The sequence below is a fragment of the Providencia rettgeri genome (assembly GCF_013702265.1).
In the GTDB taxonomy this organism is placed as follows: domain Bacteria; phylum Pseudomonadota; class Gammaproteobacteria; order Enterobacterales; family Enterobacteriaceae; genus Providencia; species Providencia zhijiangensis.
Genome location: NZ_CP059348.1, coordinates 3848628 through 3863848, shown reverse-complemented (window position 1 = coordinate 3863848; position 15221 = coordinate 3848628). Strand labels below are relative to the sequence as shown.

Annotated in this window: 12 protein-coding genes, 3 tRNA genes and 3 rRNA genes; 13 read left to right on the top strand and 5 right to left on the bottom strand. The window is 43.2% G+C overall.

Annotated features, from left to right (window positions below; translation table 11 throughout):
• Positions 1-58: 58 nt before the first annotated feature.
• Positions 59-1006 carry a methionyl-tRNA formyltransferase gene (fmt, locus tag H0913_RS17775; RefSeq protein ID WP_181477704.1) on the bottom strand — a complete coding sequence of 316 codons (948 nt, stop codon included), beginning with the start codon at positions 1004-1006 and terminating at the stop codon, positions 59-61.
• A gap of 44 nt (positions 1007-1050) precedes the next feature.
• Positions 1051-1572, bottom strand: a complete 522-nt coding sequence (def, locus tag H0913_RS17770) for a peptide deformylase (protein ID WP_181477703.1) — start codon at positions 1570-1572, stop codon at positions 1051-1053.
• 131 nt (positions 1573-1703) lie between these two features.
• Between def and dprA the strand changes: the two genes are divergently transcribed.
• Genes dprA through H0913_RS17745 form a run of 5 tightly spaced genes read left to right on the top strand, consistent with a single transcriptional unit; the run spans position 1704 to position 5018 of the window.
• Positions 1704-2783, top strand: a complete 1080-nt coding sequence (gene dprA, locus H0913_RS17765) for a DNA-processing protein DprA (RefSeq protein ID WP_181477702.1) — start codon at positions 1704-1706, stop codon at positions 2781-2783.
• Between the two features lie 31 nt (positions 2784-2814).
• The gene (locus H0913_RS17760) at positions 2815-3357 is read left to right on the top strand and encodes a type I DNA topoisomerase (protein ID WP_154638945.1); all 543 of its coding nucleotides are present in this window, start codon (positions 2815-2817) and stop codon (positions 3355-3357) included.
• A 9-nt stretch (positions 3358-3366) separates the two neighbouring features.
• Complete coding sequence (tsaC, locus tag H0913_RS17755; RefSeq protein ID WP_154603123.1) at positions 3367-3936, top strand: L-threonylcarbamoyladenylate synthase type 1 TsaC; 570 nt, start codon at positions 3367-3369, stop codon at positions 3934-3936.
• A gap of 6 nt (positions 3937-3942) precedes the next feature.
• The gene (aroE, locus tag H0913_RS17750) at positions 3943-4758 is read left to right on the top strand and encodes a shikimate dehydrogenase (RefSeq protein WP_181477701.1); all 816 of its coding nucleotides are present in this window, start codon (positions 3943-3945) and stop codon (positions 4756-4758) included.
• On the top strand, positions 4758-5018 hold the full coding sequence (locus H0913_RS17745) for a DUF1488 domain-containing protein (RefSeq protein ID WP_154603121.1): 261 nt from the start codon (positions 4758-4760) through the stop codon (positions 5016-5018). Before aroE ends, H0913_RS17745 begins: the two co-directional genes overlap by 1 nt.
• Here the strand turns inward: H0913_RS17745 and H0913_RS17740 are convergent.
• Positions 4994-5539, bottom strand: a complete 546-nt coding sequence (locus H0913_RS17740; RefSeq protein ID WP_154603120.1) for a gamma carbonic anhydrase family protein — start codon at positions 5537-5539, stop codon at positions 4994-4996. The genes H0913_RS17745 and H0913_RS17740 overlap by 25 nt on opposite strands.
• Positions 5540-6111: 572 nt before the next feature.
• Here H0913_RS17740 and H0913_RS17735 point away from each other — a divergent pair.
• The 6 genes from H0913_RS17735 (at position 6112) to H0913_RS17710 (ending at position 11421) form a co-directional block, all read left to right on the top strand.
• A 16S ribosomal RNA gene (locus H0913_RS17735) occupies positions 6112-7652 on the top strand.
• Between the two features lie 85 nt (positions 7653-7737).
• Positions 7738-7813: transfer RNA gene (locus tag H0913_RS17730), tRNA-Glu, on the top strand.
• A gap of 226 nt (positions 7814-8039) precedes the next feature.
• Positions 8040-10945 (top strand): 23S ribosomal RNA (locus H0913_RS17725).
• A 142-nt stretch (positions 10946-11087) separates the two neighbouring features.
• Positions 11088-11203: ribosomal RNA gene (rrf, locus tag H0913_RS17720) — 5S ribosomal RNA — on the top strand.
• Together the 16S, 23S and 5S rRNA genes with 3 tRNA genes alongside form the textbook arrangement of a ribosomal RNA operon.
• Positions 11204-11260: 57 nt before the next feature.
• Positions 11261-11337: transfer RNA gene (locus tag H0913_RS17715), tRNA-Asp, on the top strand.
• Between the two features lie 8 nt (positions 11338-11345).
• A tRNA-Trp gene (locus H0913_RS17710) sits at positions 11346-11421 on the top strand.
• A gap of 281 nt (positions 11422-11702) precedes the next feature.
• On the opposite strand, the gene hdfR is transcribed toward H0913_RS17710, so the two are convergent.
• Positions 11703-12533 (bottom strand): HTH-type transcriptional regulator HdfR, encoded by an 831-nt coding sequence (gene hdfR / locus H0913_RS17705; protein WP_181478849.1) that lies wholly within the window; start codon positions 12531-12533, stop codon positions 11703-11705.
• 111 nt (positions 12534-12644) lie between these two features.
• Here hdfR and H0913_RS17700 point away from each other — a divergent pair, with 111 nt between their 5' ends.
• The gene (locus tag H0913_RS17700; RefSeq protein ID WP_154603099.1) at positions 12645-12983 is read left to right on the top strand and encodes a DUF413 domain-containing protein; all 339 of its coding nucleotides are present in this window, start codon (positions 12645-12647) and stop codon (positions 12981-12983) included.
• Between the two features lie 97 nt (positions 12984-13080).
• Here H0913_RS17700 and H0913_RS17695 read toward each other — a convergent pair whose 3' ends face one another.
• Complete coding sequence (locus H0913_RS17695) at positions 13081-14607, bottom strand: YifB family Mg chelatase-like AAA ATPase (RefSeq protein WP_181477700.1); 1527 nt, start codon at positions 14605-14607, stop codon at positions 13081-13083.
• A gap of 480 nt (positions 14608-15087) precedes the next feature.
• Here H0913_RS17695 and ilvL point away from each other — a divergent pair, with 480 nt between their 5' ends.
• A complete protein-coding gene (gene ilvL, locus H0913_RS17690; protein ID WP_112837475.1) occupies positions 15088-15186 on the top strand; it encodes an ilv operon leader peptide in 99 nt (32 codons plus the stop codon).
• Positions 15187-15221: the final 35 nt, after the last annotated feature.

Genomic DNA, 15221 nt, shown 5'->3' with positions numbered 1-15221 from the left:
ATTAGTTACTTAAGTAGCATTACCGAATTTTGCATTTTTAGGTAATGCTACCAATACATTAGTCTAGCAATTGCTCAGGTATGAACCATTCGCGGCGGGAGTTAAGTATATCTTGCGCACTCATCGCTTTTTTGCCTGGTGGTTGTAGCTGAGTAATATTTAATATTCCATTACCAGTTGCAACACTGATACCTTTTTTATCGGCACTGATGATAGTACCTGGGCGCTGATTATGTGCTTGAGCGATGACTTCAGCTTGCCATACTTTGATTAATTGCTCTTGAACCATGAAATAACTCATTGGCCAAGGATTAAAGGCTCGAATACAGCGCTCAATGTGTTCAGCTGGTAGTTGCCAATCAATTCTCGCTTCATCTTTAGATAATTTTTCAGCGTAATTAGCGAGAGAATCATCTTGTTTTTCTGGGATACAATGACCTGAAGAGAGTAAATCTACTGTATGAATAAGTGCTTTAGGCCCTGTAATCGCCAGCTTTTCATATAAAGTTGCACTAGTATCTTCAGCAGTAATCGGGCAAATAGCTTTATATAGCATATCTCCGGTATCAAGGCCGGCATCCATTTGCATGATAGTGACACCAGTTTCGTGGTCGCCAGCCCAAATGGATCGTTGGATCGGAGCGGCGCCTCGCCAGCGTGGTAACAACGAACCATGAACATTCAAACAGCCTAAACGGGGAATATCCAAAACTGCTTGTGGCAGGATCAAGCCATAGGCAACGACAATCATCAGATCAGCATTTTGATCTGTGATCCATTGTTGATTGTCTGGATCACGTAAGGTAACTGGCTGGAAAACAGGTATTCCATGTTCTTCCGCAAGGATCTTAACAGGGCTCGCTGTTAGCTTTTTGCCTCTACCTGCAGGTTTATCGTGACGAGTTAATACACCAACAATATTATGATTGGTTTCTAACAATGCGGCCAAATGCTTAGCTGCGAAATCAGGCGTACCTGCAAAAATAATTCTTAATGGTTCTGACACGATCCTTTCCCATTTATAGTAATAAAGACTAACTTCTTATCAACTCAGCGACTTTTAGCTTCTTTAGCTCTCAGTCTATCGAGTTTTTCTACTTTCTGGCGAATACGTTGACGCTTCAAAGGTGATAAGTAATCAACGAACAGTTTTCCAACTAAATGGTCCATTTCATGTTGAATACAGATAGCCAGTAGACCATCAGCTTCAAGTTCAAATGATGTACCGTTATAATCAAGAGCACGAACTTTCACTTTCTCCGCCCTTGGTACAAATCCTTGCTGTTCAGGGACTGATAGGCAGCCTTCTTCTATACCTGTTTCACCTTCTTTATTAAGAAGCTCAGGATTGATAAGTACAAGGCGCTCATTACGTGATTCAGAAACGTCAATAACAATGATGCGCTGGTGGATATCCACTTGCGTTGCTGCGAGCCCAATGCCTTCTTCGTCATACATCGTATCGAACATATCATCAATAATACACTGGATAGATGCATCAACTTTTTCAACTGGTTTTGCAACGGTGCGAAGGCGCTCGTCTGGATAATGTAACACGTTTAAGACTGACATAAATTTTTCGAGTAGTTTCCAAAATTTGAAAGGTAATTACTGTCTATTCTAGACATTTATCAGTCATATTGACAGTATTGGTTATGATTTGTTCGTTTCCAAATGTGCTAACTTATTGTCAGGAAGACAAAATGAATGAACAGGAAATATGGCTAAGACTTTCGCAAGTTAGCCGAGTTGGAATAAAAATAGCGCCAAAGATAGTATCTCAATTAAAACAAGTGGATAAAGTAAATCATACAGTCTTAAAAGCTTGTGGGCTGAATGAAATGCAACGATTGCAATTCCTTAATGTCTCTTTAAGGCGAATTGAATCAACGTTGAAATGGCTAGAAAATACAGAAAATCAATTAATTACATTTTTAGATGTGCAATATCCTTTTTTATTAAAGCAGATATATAACCCGCCATTATTACTTTTTGTGTCGGGACGAAGTGAATTATTATCTGAAAAGCAAATTGCTATTATAGGAAGTCGGCAAGTTACCGAGTATGGTAAGAAATGGACGGAAGCATTTGTTCGAAAATTTATAAATTACAAATTGACAATCACCAGTGGTTTGGCTCTCGGTATTGATGGTATTAGCCATAAAACAGCGATAGATAATCAAGGGAAAACAGTCGCTGTACTAGGAAGTGGGCTTTCCTATATTTATCCGAAACAACATTTCGATTTAGCAGAACGAATTAGGTCTGAAGGTGTATTAGTTTCAGAGTATTTTCCTGATGCTCCCCCATTACCAAAACAGTTTCCTCGAAGAAACCGTATCATTAGTGGGCTAAGTAAAGCAGTATTGGTTATCGAAGCGGGTATGAAAAGTGGATCGTTGATTACAGCCCGATATGCAATTGAACAAAATCGGGATCTATTTACACTACCGGCACCATTAGGTAACTCCGCATTTAGCGGTAATCACTGGTTGATACAACAAGGAGCATATCTGCTGGTAGAACCCGAAGACATACTATTGCATCTAGAATGCTCACCAAATTGGATACAACCAGAATTGGAGATTGAAACCTCTGCGCAGCCAGAGTTAAATCTGACAGAAAGTCGGATTTTAGGTATGGTAGGGTACCAATCGACCCCTGCAGATATCATCGCTACTGAATTACAGTTACCTATCACGCAAGTGATTTCAGCCTTAACTGAATTAGAGATTAATGGCGCAATTATATCAGTGGCTGGTGGATATATCAGAGTAAACTAGTCATTGAAAAAAGAGTGGATTAAACAAAAACATGTCGAAGCAATTGCCTTTTGATACAGATAAAAATGAATACTGTCCTGAATGTAACTCTTTGCTCGTTATCCGTAACGGAGCTCATGGGCCTTTTTTAGCATGTTCTGGTTACCCTCAATGTCATTATATTAAGCCATTAAGAGCTGTTGCAGAGACTCACATTGTTAAAGTATTGGAAGGTCAAAGCTGTCCTAAATGCGGGTATGATTTGGTATTAAAACAAGGGCGTTTTGGGATGTTTATCGGTTGTAGCCACTATCCTGAATGTGAACATACAGAGCTCATCGATAAACCGGATGAAACTAAGGTTCCTTGTCCTCAATGCCAAACAGGCAATTTGCTACAAAGAAAATCCCGTTTTGGTAAAACTTTTTATGCTTGCGATAATTATCCTAACTGTCAGTTTATCCTGAATAATAAGCCTGTAGTGGGAAAATGTCAGTCTTGTGAATACCCATTACTTATGGAAAAAAAGGTTGGACAGGGAGTAAGATTGTTCTGTGCCAGCAAACGCTGCGGTAAGTTACAAGAAGAATCATGAGTTAAAACTATGCAAAATCAATCTACACCTGCAATTAAAAATATTATTGAAGCACTGAAACAACAACAAGTTATCGCTTATCCCACTGAAGCTGTTTTTGGCTTAGGATGTGACCCTGATAGTGAGGTTGCGGTAAATAAATTACTTGAATTGAAACAGCGCCCTTGGGAAAAAGGGTTAATTTTGATCGCTGATAACTATGAGCAACTCAAAAATTATGTCGATGACAGCAAACTTAATGAGCAACAGCGTCAAGCGATGTTTGCTACGTGGCCAGGACCTGTCACTTGGGTAATTCCTGCAAAGAAAACAACACCAAAATGGTTAACGGGTCAATTTGATACTTTAGCTGTTCGTGTCACAAACCATGAGTTAGTGAAAGAGCTTTGCAGTGAATATGGCAAACCAATCGTATCAACGAGTGCAAATTTGAGTGGATTAGAACCATGTCGAACCACAGAAGAAGTGATTGCACAGTTTAAAGAAACGATCCCCGTTCTTGATGGGGCTGTTGGTGGAAGATTGAATCCATCAGAAATTCGAGATGCTTTGACTGGGCAATTATATCGTAAAGGATAATGATTAATGGGAATGTTTGCAGTTTTTGGTAACCCGATTCAACACAGTAAATCACCGTCAATACATCAAATGTTTGCCAAGCAGACAGGCATTGATCTTGAATACCAGAAAATACTTGCTCCCGTAGAGGATTTTGAAGCTTATTTATCAGACTTTTTTGAAAAAGGCGGGCAGGGTGCAAACATTACATTACCGTTTAAAGAAAGGGCATTTCAATTCGTTTCAGAATTGACGGAAAGAGCTCAAACCTGTGGTGCCGTAAATACGATTAGAAAACTCGATAATCATCGTTTGTTGGGTGACAATACGGATGGTGCGGGATTATTGCTTGATTTACAGCGCCTTGGGTTTGTATCGCCTTCAAGCAAAATATTGGTTATTGGAGCTGGTGGTGCAACTCGCGGCGCTCTATTGCCTCTACTTGAGTACGGCTGCGATATTACGTTGACTAACCGAACCTTTATAAAAGCAGAATCTTTAGCTCACCAGTTTTCGGTTCTTGGGAAAATACAGAGTAGACCAATGGAGCAGCTCATTTCAGCAGAGTTTGATCTGATCATTAATGGTACTTCTTCTGGAGTGACTGGCGAGATCCCTAAAATCAGTCCTGAACTATTTTCTCAACAGACCGCATGTTATGACATGTTTTATCAACGAGGTTTAACCCCCTTTTTGTTATTCGCTAAGCAGCATCAAGTGAATAAGCTAGCGGATGGCTTAGGTATGCTGGTTGGGCAAGCGGCATTTGCTTTTAAACTTTGGCATGGAGTGATACCAGAGATTGAGCCAGTATTAAAAGAGTTAAAAAAGGAACTTGAATAATGAATCAGGCGATTCAATTTCCAGATAGGGAAATGTGGGACACAGCTATTAGTAAGGTGCGTTTTCCTGTTTTAGTTAATGGACTACTTTCAGAGTGTGTTGTTTCACAAACCCTACTTATTAAACGATATGGTCAGAATGAAACTCCACTGGCGCTTTTTCAGCATTATCGCTGGGATATAGAAGAAGAGTTCGAGGCCTTGATTGAGCAAGGACTCGACAATGAACATGGCTTCTATGAATTGCTGGACGATAAGTAATTATTTTTCCACTCAACATAATTATTAGCTGAATAACGTAAATGGTTAAGTTCAGCTTCGGTGAGTTTTCGAATCGCTTTGGCTGGGCTTCCCATATATAAGTAGCCAGACTCCAATTTTTTTCCTTGAGTGACGAGGCTATTAGCGCCGACCACTACATCATCTTCAATAATAGCCCCATCGATCACGATAGATCCCATACCGACAAGAACTCGGTTACCGATCGTGCATCCGTGCAGCATGACTTTATGCCCAACAGTGACATCTTCCCCAATGATTAACGGATTTCCATCAGGATTGCTGGTGGACTTGTGGGTGACATGTAGTACGGAACCATCCTGAATATTTGTTCGTGCACCTATAGAGATATAATTCACATCACCACGTAGTACTGATAATGGCCAGATACTTACATCTTCGGCTAAGCGAACATCTCCAATGACGATAGAAGATGGATCAATAAAAACAGTAGCAGCGACAGAAGGGAAGGTTTCTAAATAAGGTCTTAAAGATGTATTCATATTCTTAGCCATAAAACGTAGATGGATATAAAGGTAACAATAAGGAAGCTCTTAATTAAGAATCAAATAATTAAGAGAGGACAATATGAATAGAATTATACGGCAAAATAGCTGTTTTTATAACCATAGTGATAGTAAAAAAAGCATAATGATGAAATTATCTGCAAACGATGTTTTTTTTTAAAAAAAAGGTTGTGTAATTTTTCGAGCTCCCTATAATGCGCATCCGTTGTCACGACAAACCGGCTCGAAGAAAACCTCGAAGCCCCGTGATAACAGAGGTGAAGAAAGAAAATAGTTGAAAATAATCGCTTGACTTTCTAAATAAAAAACGTAGTATACGACACCTCGCGACAACGACCTGAAGTCGATAATCAAAAGATTAAGTCGCACCGCTCTTTAACAATTTATCAGACAATCTGTGTGGGCACTCACAGGACACTATCAAAAAAATATTTGATTTTAAGTCTTGAAGAGTGACTAACACGTTAATTCATATATATGAACTAATAGGTAATTTGGTTTCTTCGGAAATCAAACGACAGTAAACATTCTTTGAGCATCAAGCTTTTTAATTGAAGAGTTTGATCATGGCTCAGATTGAACGCTGGCGGCAGGCCTAACACATGCAAGTCGAGCGGTAACAGGGGAAGCTTGCTTCTCGCTGACGAGCGGCGGACGGGTGAGTAATGTATGGGGATCTGCCCGATAGAGGGGGATAACTACTGGAAACGGTAGCTAATACCGCATAATCTCTAAGGAGCAAAGCAGGGGAACTTCGGTCCTTGCGCTATCGGATGAACCCATATGGGATTAGCTAGTTGGTGAGGTAATGGCTCACCAAGGCGACGATCCCTAGCTGGTCTGAGAGGATGATCAGCCACACTGGGACTGAGACACGGCCCAGACTCCTACGGGAGGCAGCAGTGGGGAATATTGCACAATGGGCGCAAGCCTGATGCAGCCATGCCGCGTGTATGAAGAAGGCCTTAGGGTTGTAAAGTACTTTCAGTTGGGAGGAAGGCGTTGATGCTAATATCATCAGCGATTGACGTTACCAACAGAAGAAGCACCGGCTAACTCCGTGCCAGCAGCCGCGGTAATACGGAGGGTGCAAGCGTTAATCGGAATTACTGGGCGTAAAGCGCACGCAGGCGGTTGATTAAGTTAGATGTGAAATCCCCGGGCTTAACCTGGGAATGGCATCTAAGACTGGTCAGCTAGAGTCTTGTAGAGGGGGGTAGAATTCCATGTGTAGCGGTGAAATGCGTAGAGATGTGGAGGAATACCGGTGGCGAAGGCGGCCCCCTGGACAAAGACTGACGCTCAGGTGCGAAAGCGTGGGGAGCAAACAGGATTAGATACCCTGGTAGTCCACGCTGTAAACGATGTCGATTTGGAGGTTGTTCCCTTGAGGAGTGGCTTCCGGAGCTAACGCGTTAAATCGACCGCCTGGGGAGTACGGCCGCAAGGTTAAAACTCAAATGAATTGACGGGGGCCCGCACAAGCGGTGGAGCATGTGGTTTAATTCGATGCAACGCGAAGAACCTTACCTACTCTTGACATCCAGAGAATTTAGCAGAGATGCTTTAGTGCCTTCGGGAACTCTGAGACAGGTGCTGCATGGCTGTCGTCAGCTCGTGTTGTGAAATGTTGGGTTAAGTCCCGCAACGAGCGCAACCCTTATCCTTTGTTGCCAGCACGTGATGGTGGGAACTCAAAGGAGACTGCCGGTGATAAACCGGAGGAAGGTGGGGATGACGTCAAGTCATCATGGCCCTTACGAGTAGGGCTACACACGTGCTACAATGGCGTATACAAAGAGAAGCGACCTCGCGAGAGCAAGCGGAACTCATAAAGTACGTCGTAGTCCGGATTGGAGTCTGCAACTCGACTCCATGAAGTCGGAATCGCTAGTAATCGTAGATCAGAATGCTACGGTGAATACGTTCCCGGGCCTTGTACACACCGCCCGTCACACCATGGGAGTGGGTTGCAAAAGAAGTAGGTAGCTTAACCTTCGGGAGGGCGCTTACCACTTTGTGATTCATGACTGGGGTGAAGTCGTAACAAGGTAACCGTAGGGGAACCTGCGGTTGGATCACCTCCTTACCATTGAAGTGTACTTGTGAAGTGCTCACACAGATTGTCTGATAGAAAGTAGAGCAAAAAGCGCGTCTGCGAAGCTGACTGTAGTGTCCCCTTCGTCTAGAGGCCTAGGACACCGCCCTTTCACGGCGGTAACAGGGGTTCGAATCCCCTAGGGGACGCCAATTGCGCGGAGAATGAGTGAAAGACGTTCCCCACAAATAATGATTAAGCCAATTACGTTGTAGTTGGTTTAACAATTATGCTCTTTAACAATCTGGAACAAGCTGAAAATTGAAAACAACGCACATTGTTTATCGCTTAAACAATGTGAGAGTCTCTCAAAAATCTCAACTTGAACGTGTTCAATTGGCCGTCGGGTCAGTTGATAAAGACACCTTCGGGTTGTGAGGTTAAGCGACTAAGCGTACACGGTGGATGCCTAGGCAATCAGAGGCGATGAAGGACGTGCTAATCTGCGATAAGCGTCGGTAAGGTGATATGAACCGTTATAACCGACGATTTCCGAATGGGGAAACCCAGTGCAATTCGTTGCACTATCGTTTGATGAATACATAGTCAAACGAAGCGAACCGAGGGAACTGAAACATCTCAGTACCTCGAGGAAAAGAAATCAACCGAGATTCCCCTAGTAGCGGCGAGCGAACGGGGAGCAGCCCAGAGTCTTAATCAGCATTAGCATCAGGAGAACGGTCTGGAAAGGCCGGCAGTAAAGGGTGATAGCCCCGTATCCGAAGGTGTTAGTGTTGTGAACTCGACGAGTAGGGCGGGACACGTGTTATCCTGTCTGAATATGGGGGGACCATCCTCCAAGGCTAAATACTCCTGATTGACCGATAGTGAACCAGTACCGTGAGGGAAAGGCGAAAAGAACCCCGGCGAGGGGAGTGAAATAGAACCTGAAACCGTGTACGTACAAGCAGTGGGAGCACCCTTGTGGTGTGACTGCGTACCTTTTGTATAATGGGTCAGCGACTTATATTCTGTAGCAAGGTTAACCGTATAGGGGAGCCGTAGGGAAACCGAGTCTTAACTGGGCGAATGAGTTGCAGGGTATAGACCCGAAACCCGGTGATCTAGCCATGGGCAGGTTGAAGGTTGGGTAACACTAACTGGAGGACCGAACCGACTAATGTTGAAAAATTAGCGGATGACTTGTGGCTGGGGGTGAAAGGCCAATCAAACCGGGAGATAGCTGGTTCTCCCCGAAAGCTATTTAGGTAGCGCCTCGTGAACTCATCTTCGGGGGTAGAGCACTGTTTCGACTAGGGGGTCATCCCGACTTACCAACTCGATGCAAACTACGAATACCGAAGAATGTTATCACGGGAGACACACGGCGGGTGCTAACGTTCGTCGTGAAGAGGGAAACAACCCAGACCGCCAGCTAAGGTCCCAAAGTCATAGTTAAGTGGGAAACGAAGTGGGAAGGCTCAGACAGCCAGGATGTTGGCTTAGAAGCAGCCATCATTTAAAGAAAGCGTAATAGCTCACTGGTCGAGTCGGCCTGCGCGGAAGATGTAACGGGGCTAAACTATGCACCGAAGCTGCGGCAGCGATATGTAAATATTGTTGGGTAGGGGAGCGTTCTGTAAGCCTGTGAAGGTGTGCTGTGAGGCATGCTGGAGGTATCAGAAGTGCGAATGCTGACATAAGTAACGATAATGCGGGTGAAAAACCCGCACGCCGGAAGACCAAGGGTTCCTGTCCAACGTTAATCGGGGCAGGGTGAGTCGACCCCTAAGGCGAGGCAGAAATGCGTAGTCGATGGGAAACGGGTTAATATTCCCGTACTGGTGATAATTGCGATGGGGGGACGGAGAAGGTTAGGCTGGCCGGGCGACGGTTGTCCCGGTTTAAGGATGTAGGCAGGTGAATTAGGCAAATCCGGTTCACTATATGCTGAGGTCTGATGACGAGTCACTACGGTGGCGAAGTAGCTCATACCCCGCTTCCAGGAAAAGCCTCTAAGCTCTAGATTATCATTAATCGTACCCCAAACCGACACAGGTGGTCAGGTAGAGAATACTCAGGCGCTTGAGAGAACTCGGGTGAAGGAACTAGGCAAAATGGTGCCGTAACTTCGGGAGAAGGCACGCTGGCATTAGGTGAAGTGATTTACTCATGGAGCTGAAGCCAGTCGCAGATACCAGCTGGCTGCAACTGTTTATTAAAAACACAGCACTGTGCAAACACGAAAGTGGACGTATACGGTGTGACGCCTGCCCGGTGCTGGAAGGTTAATTGATGGGGTTATCCGTAAGGAGAAGCTCTTGATCGAAGCCCCAGTAAACGGCGGCCGTAACTATAACGGTCCTAAGGTAGCGAAATTCCTTGTCGGGTAAGTTCCGACCTGCACGAATGGCGTAATGATGGCCAGGCTGTCTCCACCCGAGACTCAGTGAAATTGAACTCGCTGTGAAGATGCAGTGTACCCGCGGCAAGACGGAAAGACCCCGTGAACCTTTACTATAGCTTGACACTGAACATTGAGCCTTGATGTGTAGGATAGGTGGGAGGCTTTGAAGCGTGGACGCCAGTCTGCGTGGAGCCAACCTTGAAATACCACCCTTTAATGTTTGATGTTCTAACGTAGCCCCATTATCTGGGGTGCGGACAGTGTCTGGTGGGTAGTTTGACTGGGGCGGTCTCCTCCCAAAGAGTAACGGAGGAGCACGAAGGTTGGCTAAGCATGGTCGGACATCATGCGGTTAGTGCAAAGGCATAAGCCAGCTTGACTGCGAGAGTGACGGCTCGAGCAGGTACGAAAGTAGGTCTTAGTGATCCGGTGGTTCTGTATGGAAGGGCCATCGCTCAACGGATAAAAGGTACTCCGGGGATAACAGGCTGATACCGCCCAAGAGTTCATATCGACGGCGGTGTTTGGCACCTCGATGTCGGCTCATCACATCCTGGGGCTGAAGTAGGTCCCAAGGGTACGGCTGTTCGCCGTTTAAAGTGGTACGCGAGCTGGGTTTAGAACGTCGTGAGACAGTTCGGTCCCTATCTGCCGTGGGCGTTGGAAGATTGAAAGGGGCTGCTCCTAGTACGAGAGGACCGGAGTGGACGCACCACTGGTGTTCGGGTTGTCATGCCAATGGCATTGCCCGGTAGCTAAGTGCGGAAGAGATAACCGCTGAAAGCATCTAAGCGGGAAACTTGCCTTGAGATGAGTCTTCCCTGACTCTTTAAGGGTCCTAAAGGAACGTTTAAGACTAAGACGTTGATAGGTTGGGTGTGTAAGCGTAGCGATACGTTGAGCTAACCAATACTAATGAACCGTGAGGCTTAACCTGACAACACCGAAGGTGTTTTCGAGATTGAGAGATTAAAGTTGATTCAATGAAGTGGGACGCCGAGAGGTGGACACAACAGCTTGTTCAGGATTGATATTCTGGTTTAGTGGATTAAAGACTAAACGGGAATAAACAGAATTTGTCTGGCGGCAATAGCGCGGTGGTCCCACCTGACCCCATGCCGAACTCAGTAGTGAAACGCCGTAGCGCCGATGGTAGTGTGGGGTCTCCCCATGTGAGAGTAGGGAACTGCCAGACATTAATTTAAAACTTATTGCGAAGCGATAAGTTGCCGAAAGGCAAAAAAGAATAAGTGGAGCGGTAGTTCAGTTGGTTAGAATACCTGCCTGTCACGCAGGGGGTCGCGGGTTCGAGTCCCGTCCGTTCCGCCACTTAATTTAGGGGCGTAGTTCAATTGGTAGAGCACCGGTCTCCAAAACCGGGTGTTGGGAGTTCGAGTCTCTCCGCCCCTGCCAGTTACCAATTAAGTAATAATAAAAGAAGTATCTATTGATAACCCGATTATATTAATCGGGTTTTTCTTTTTGTATCCCTTAATTTTCTTCCTAACTGTGAAATTTCTTAGTATTTTTCATATCTTCATATCTTCATATCTTCATATCTTCATATCTTCATATCTTCATATCTTCATATCTTCATATCTTCATATCTACTTTTAAGTATTATTCCATCTAAGAGACATATATTTGCAATAAAAAAGGGCGATAGCTCGCCCTATTTTTGAATTTTTTAATGCCTATTGTGTGTTTGGTATTGGTGTTTTAATAAGTTGATTAATTAGGACTTGCTGATCATTTTTTTTCAGCCAAATGGCATATAAAGGCTTAGTAATAACGTTATTTGAGAGTGTTTTTAACGTTGGATAATGTTGGAGCCAATGTGCTGGTAAAAATGCCGCTGAAAGCGATACAGGCAATAATTGACGCGTAATTTCTGCAGACGTCGTAATCATTACAGGGGAATCATCTTGCAGTAGAGTTGGCTCATTTTTGGGGTGAAAATCAGCTCCCCATTCTAACTTGATAAAATTATATTGAGTAAGGGCTATGTTCTTTTGAGAAGCCATTAATTGAAGTTGAATAGAACCAATGATGGTACTTTCAAATTCATCCATTTTTGGTGGTTCGATCGCTATCAGTAAGTCTAATTCTCTAGAATGTAACTGTTTTACGAGTGATTGACGTGTGGAAACGCGTGCTTCTAATCGTAGTTCATCATGTTGGCTATATAGAACCTCTAACCAGCCAGTGAGATAGCTTTCCCATAATGATGACGTAGCGCCAATAGACAGTTCTGTATGTTGGGATGCGTGTGTGATCTCTTTTTTGGCTTGAAGCCATGTATTCATTAGAGATTCAGCATAGGGAACTAAACGTTCTCCAGCAGCAGTTAAACGAATATTATTACGGTGTCGTGTGAATAGGCTTGTGCCTAATTGTGTTTCTAACTGTCTGATACGAAAGCTAACGGCAGACTGGGTTAAGTAGAGAGATTCTGCGGCTCTGCCGAAGTGTCTGGTTCTACTGACTTCTAAAAAAGTTCTTAATAACTCGCTGTCCACACGTATCTCCAATAATTTTTGTCGTGATGATTTAAATGTTTTGTTTTACAGATTGTCAATGCTGTCTAATACTCCGCGCCATATAGAGTTGACCGTAATCAGTTAGGAGTGTGTCAGATGGCAGATAGCTTCATCACGACTAATCGTTTTTTTGATAATAAACATTACCCACGTGGCTTTTCTCGTCATGGTGATTTCACCATCAAAGAAGCTCAGTTGCTAGAACGTCATGGCCAAGCTTTCAATGAGCTTGATACAGGAAAACGCGCAGCGCAAACAGAAGAAGAAAAATTATTCGTCGCTGTTTGCCGTGGAGAGCGCGAACCTACAACCCTTGAAGAAAAGGTATGGGTGAAATATTCTAGCAGAATTAATCGTCCGAAGCGCTTCCATACACTATCAGGTGGTAAACCACAGATAGATCCAACAGAAGACTATACCGATACGGATGATTAATTTCATTAGTATTAAAACAGTATAAGCATTAAAACAAATAGGGACTTAGGTCCCTTTTGTTGTTTATGTCTAATCATTAACTTTTACCTTAATTCCTTCAGCTTACTTGTTTTTGCAAATGAAGCAATAACTTATCCATTGCTCGATACCCTAGCGCCTCTAGTAAATGTTCCCGTTGTATATTCGATGAATAATTAAGATCTGCAATTGTTCTAGAAACTCTAAGAATTCTGTGCCAAGCACGAATAGATAGCCCTAGTTTATTAAGTGCATTCTCTAAGAATAGTGCATCTTCAGTGGCCAGTAGGCAGGTTTTTGTTGTTTCACTTGCGGTTAGCTGACTATTAATTTTACCAGCTCGATTGATTTGTTGGTTTCTTGCTTCAATAACTCGTAAGCGAATTTGTTTGCTAGTTTCACCTTGATGCGTTTGCTGGCTTAAAGTACCTAGAGGGAGTAAAGGTATCTCAATAGAGAGATCAAACCTATCTAAGAATGGCCCTGAAACGCGTGATAAGTAACGTAGTACTTTCGCTGGAGAGGAACGACTCATTTCTCCTTGGTAATGCCCTGTGGGGCTAGGGTTCAGGGCGGCGATTAATTGGAAGTTAGCAGGGAAACATACCTTAGCCTTTGCTCTTGAAATGATAATTTGATGAGATTCTAGTGGTTCTCGTAAAGAGTCTAATACAGAGCGTGTGAATTCAGGTAATTCATCTAAAAATAATATACCGTGATGGGCGAGGGATATCTCTCCTGGCTTAGGTAATGAACCACCACCAATCAAAGCGGTCATTGATGTATTGTGGTGAGGGCATCTAAATGGTCGTGTAGGCCACTTATCTATGGTTTCCATGGTTTGGCTAAGGCTATGTAATGCTGTGACTTCTAGAGCTTCTTGAGGCGTTAAGGACGGCAGTAAAGTTATCAACCGGTGGGCTAACATAGTTTTACCTGTACCGGGAGGACCTAGCAATAATAAATTGTGCCCACCTGCTGCGCTGATTTCTAATGCTCGCTTTCCTTGCTCTTGGCCTATGATATCGCAAATATCGTTTTCATAGTCAGAGGGATAAGCATGTTGAATAACTTGTTGATTAGTCGATAGTGTACTTTTTTGATGCAAGTAATGGCAAAGTTCCAGTAAAGATGTGGCAAAACTGACGCTGCTATCAGCTAATAAACTGAGTTGATATTGATTATCTTTCGATAGAATTAATTGCCTATTTTGACTTATTGCCGCTTGAGCGGCAGGGATCCCGCCGTTGACATAACGTATATCTCCGGAGAGAGCTAATTCACCAAGAAACTCATGGCGCTCTAATAATTGATCAGGAATTTGTCCGGATGCAGCAAGTATTGCAATCGCAATAGCTAAATCATAGCGACCACTTTCCTTCGGTAAATCTGCTGGCGCTAAGTTTACCGTCATCTTTTTTACAGGATATTCAAAGCCGTTATTAACCATAGCACTCCGTACTCTATCTCGCGCTTCTTTAACTGCCGTTTCTGGTAACCCAACTAAAGTTAACCCCGGTAGTCCATTACTAATATGCGCTTCAACAGTGACAAGTGGAGCGTCTAATCCAATAGATGCTCGAGTGTAAACAATCGCTAACGTCATAAATCATCTCCTTGATTGGCTAGCATAATATGCTGTTATGGATTAGACGTATTTTCCTATTGAGATTCCGATATTTGCGAAGCGACTCGATAATTAAATTGTTTAATTGCACAGTGTTTCATTTTTTTTCGAAGCGCTTTGAAGCCTTTAATTTAGCTAGTTACATTCATTTTATTTTTTGAATAATAATAGTTTCAACAGCAAATTGATTAAGTTAAGTTAATTTTTTGGATAGGCATGATGGCGTACATTTCGCTAAATCAAAGGCAGAGAGTTGAGCTGAATCATGGGTGAATATTATTGCTAATCGCTGGGTTTTTACTTTATTAATGGTTGTTTAGTCTGAATTTTTTGTAATTCATTGAATTTAAATGAGATAAAAAACTTAATCATTAAAAAAATAAATAAGGGTTGTCAAAGTAATTTTAAAATGATAACTCTTTAATAAAGATAACGATTAAAGTTGAAAAGATTAAACACATGAACAAATTCATCCAAGTGATTAGCCTAATTATTAGCGTGGTGGTGATTATTATCCCACCGTGCGGGGCTGCACTTGGACGACGAAGGCTGAAATAGTAGCCAAATCTTACGAGAACCCCGCACCGAAAGGC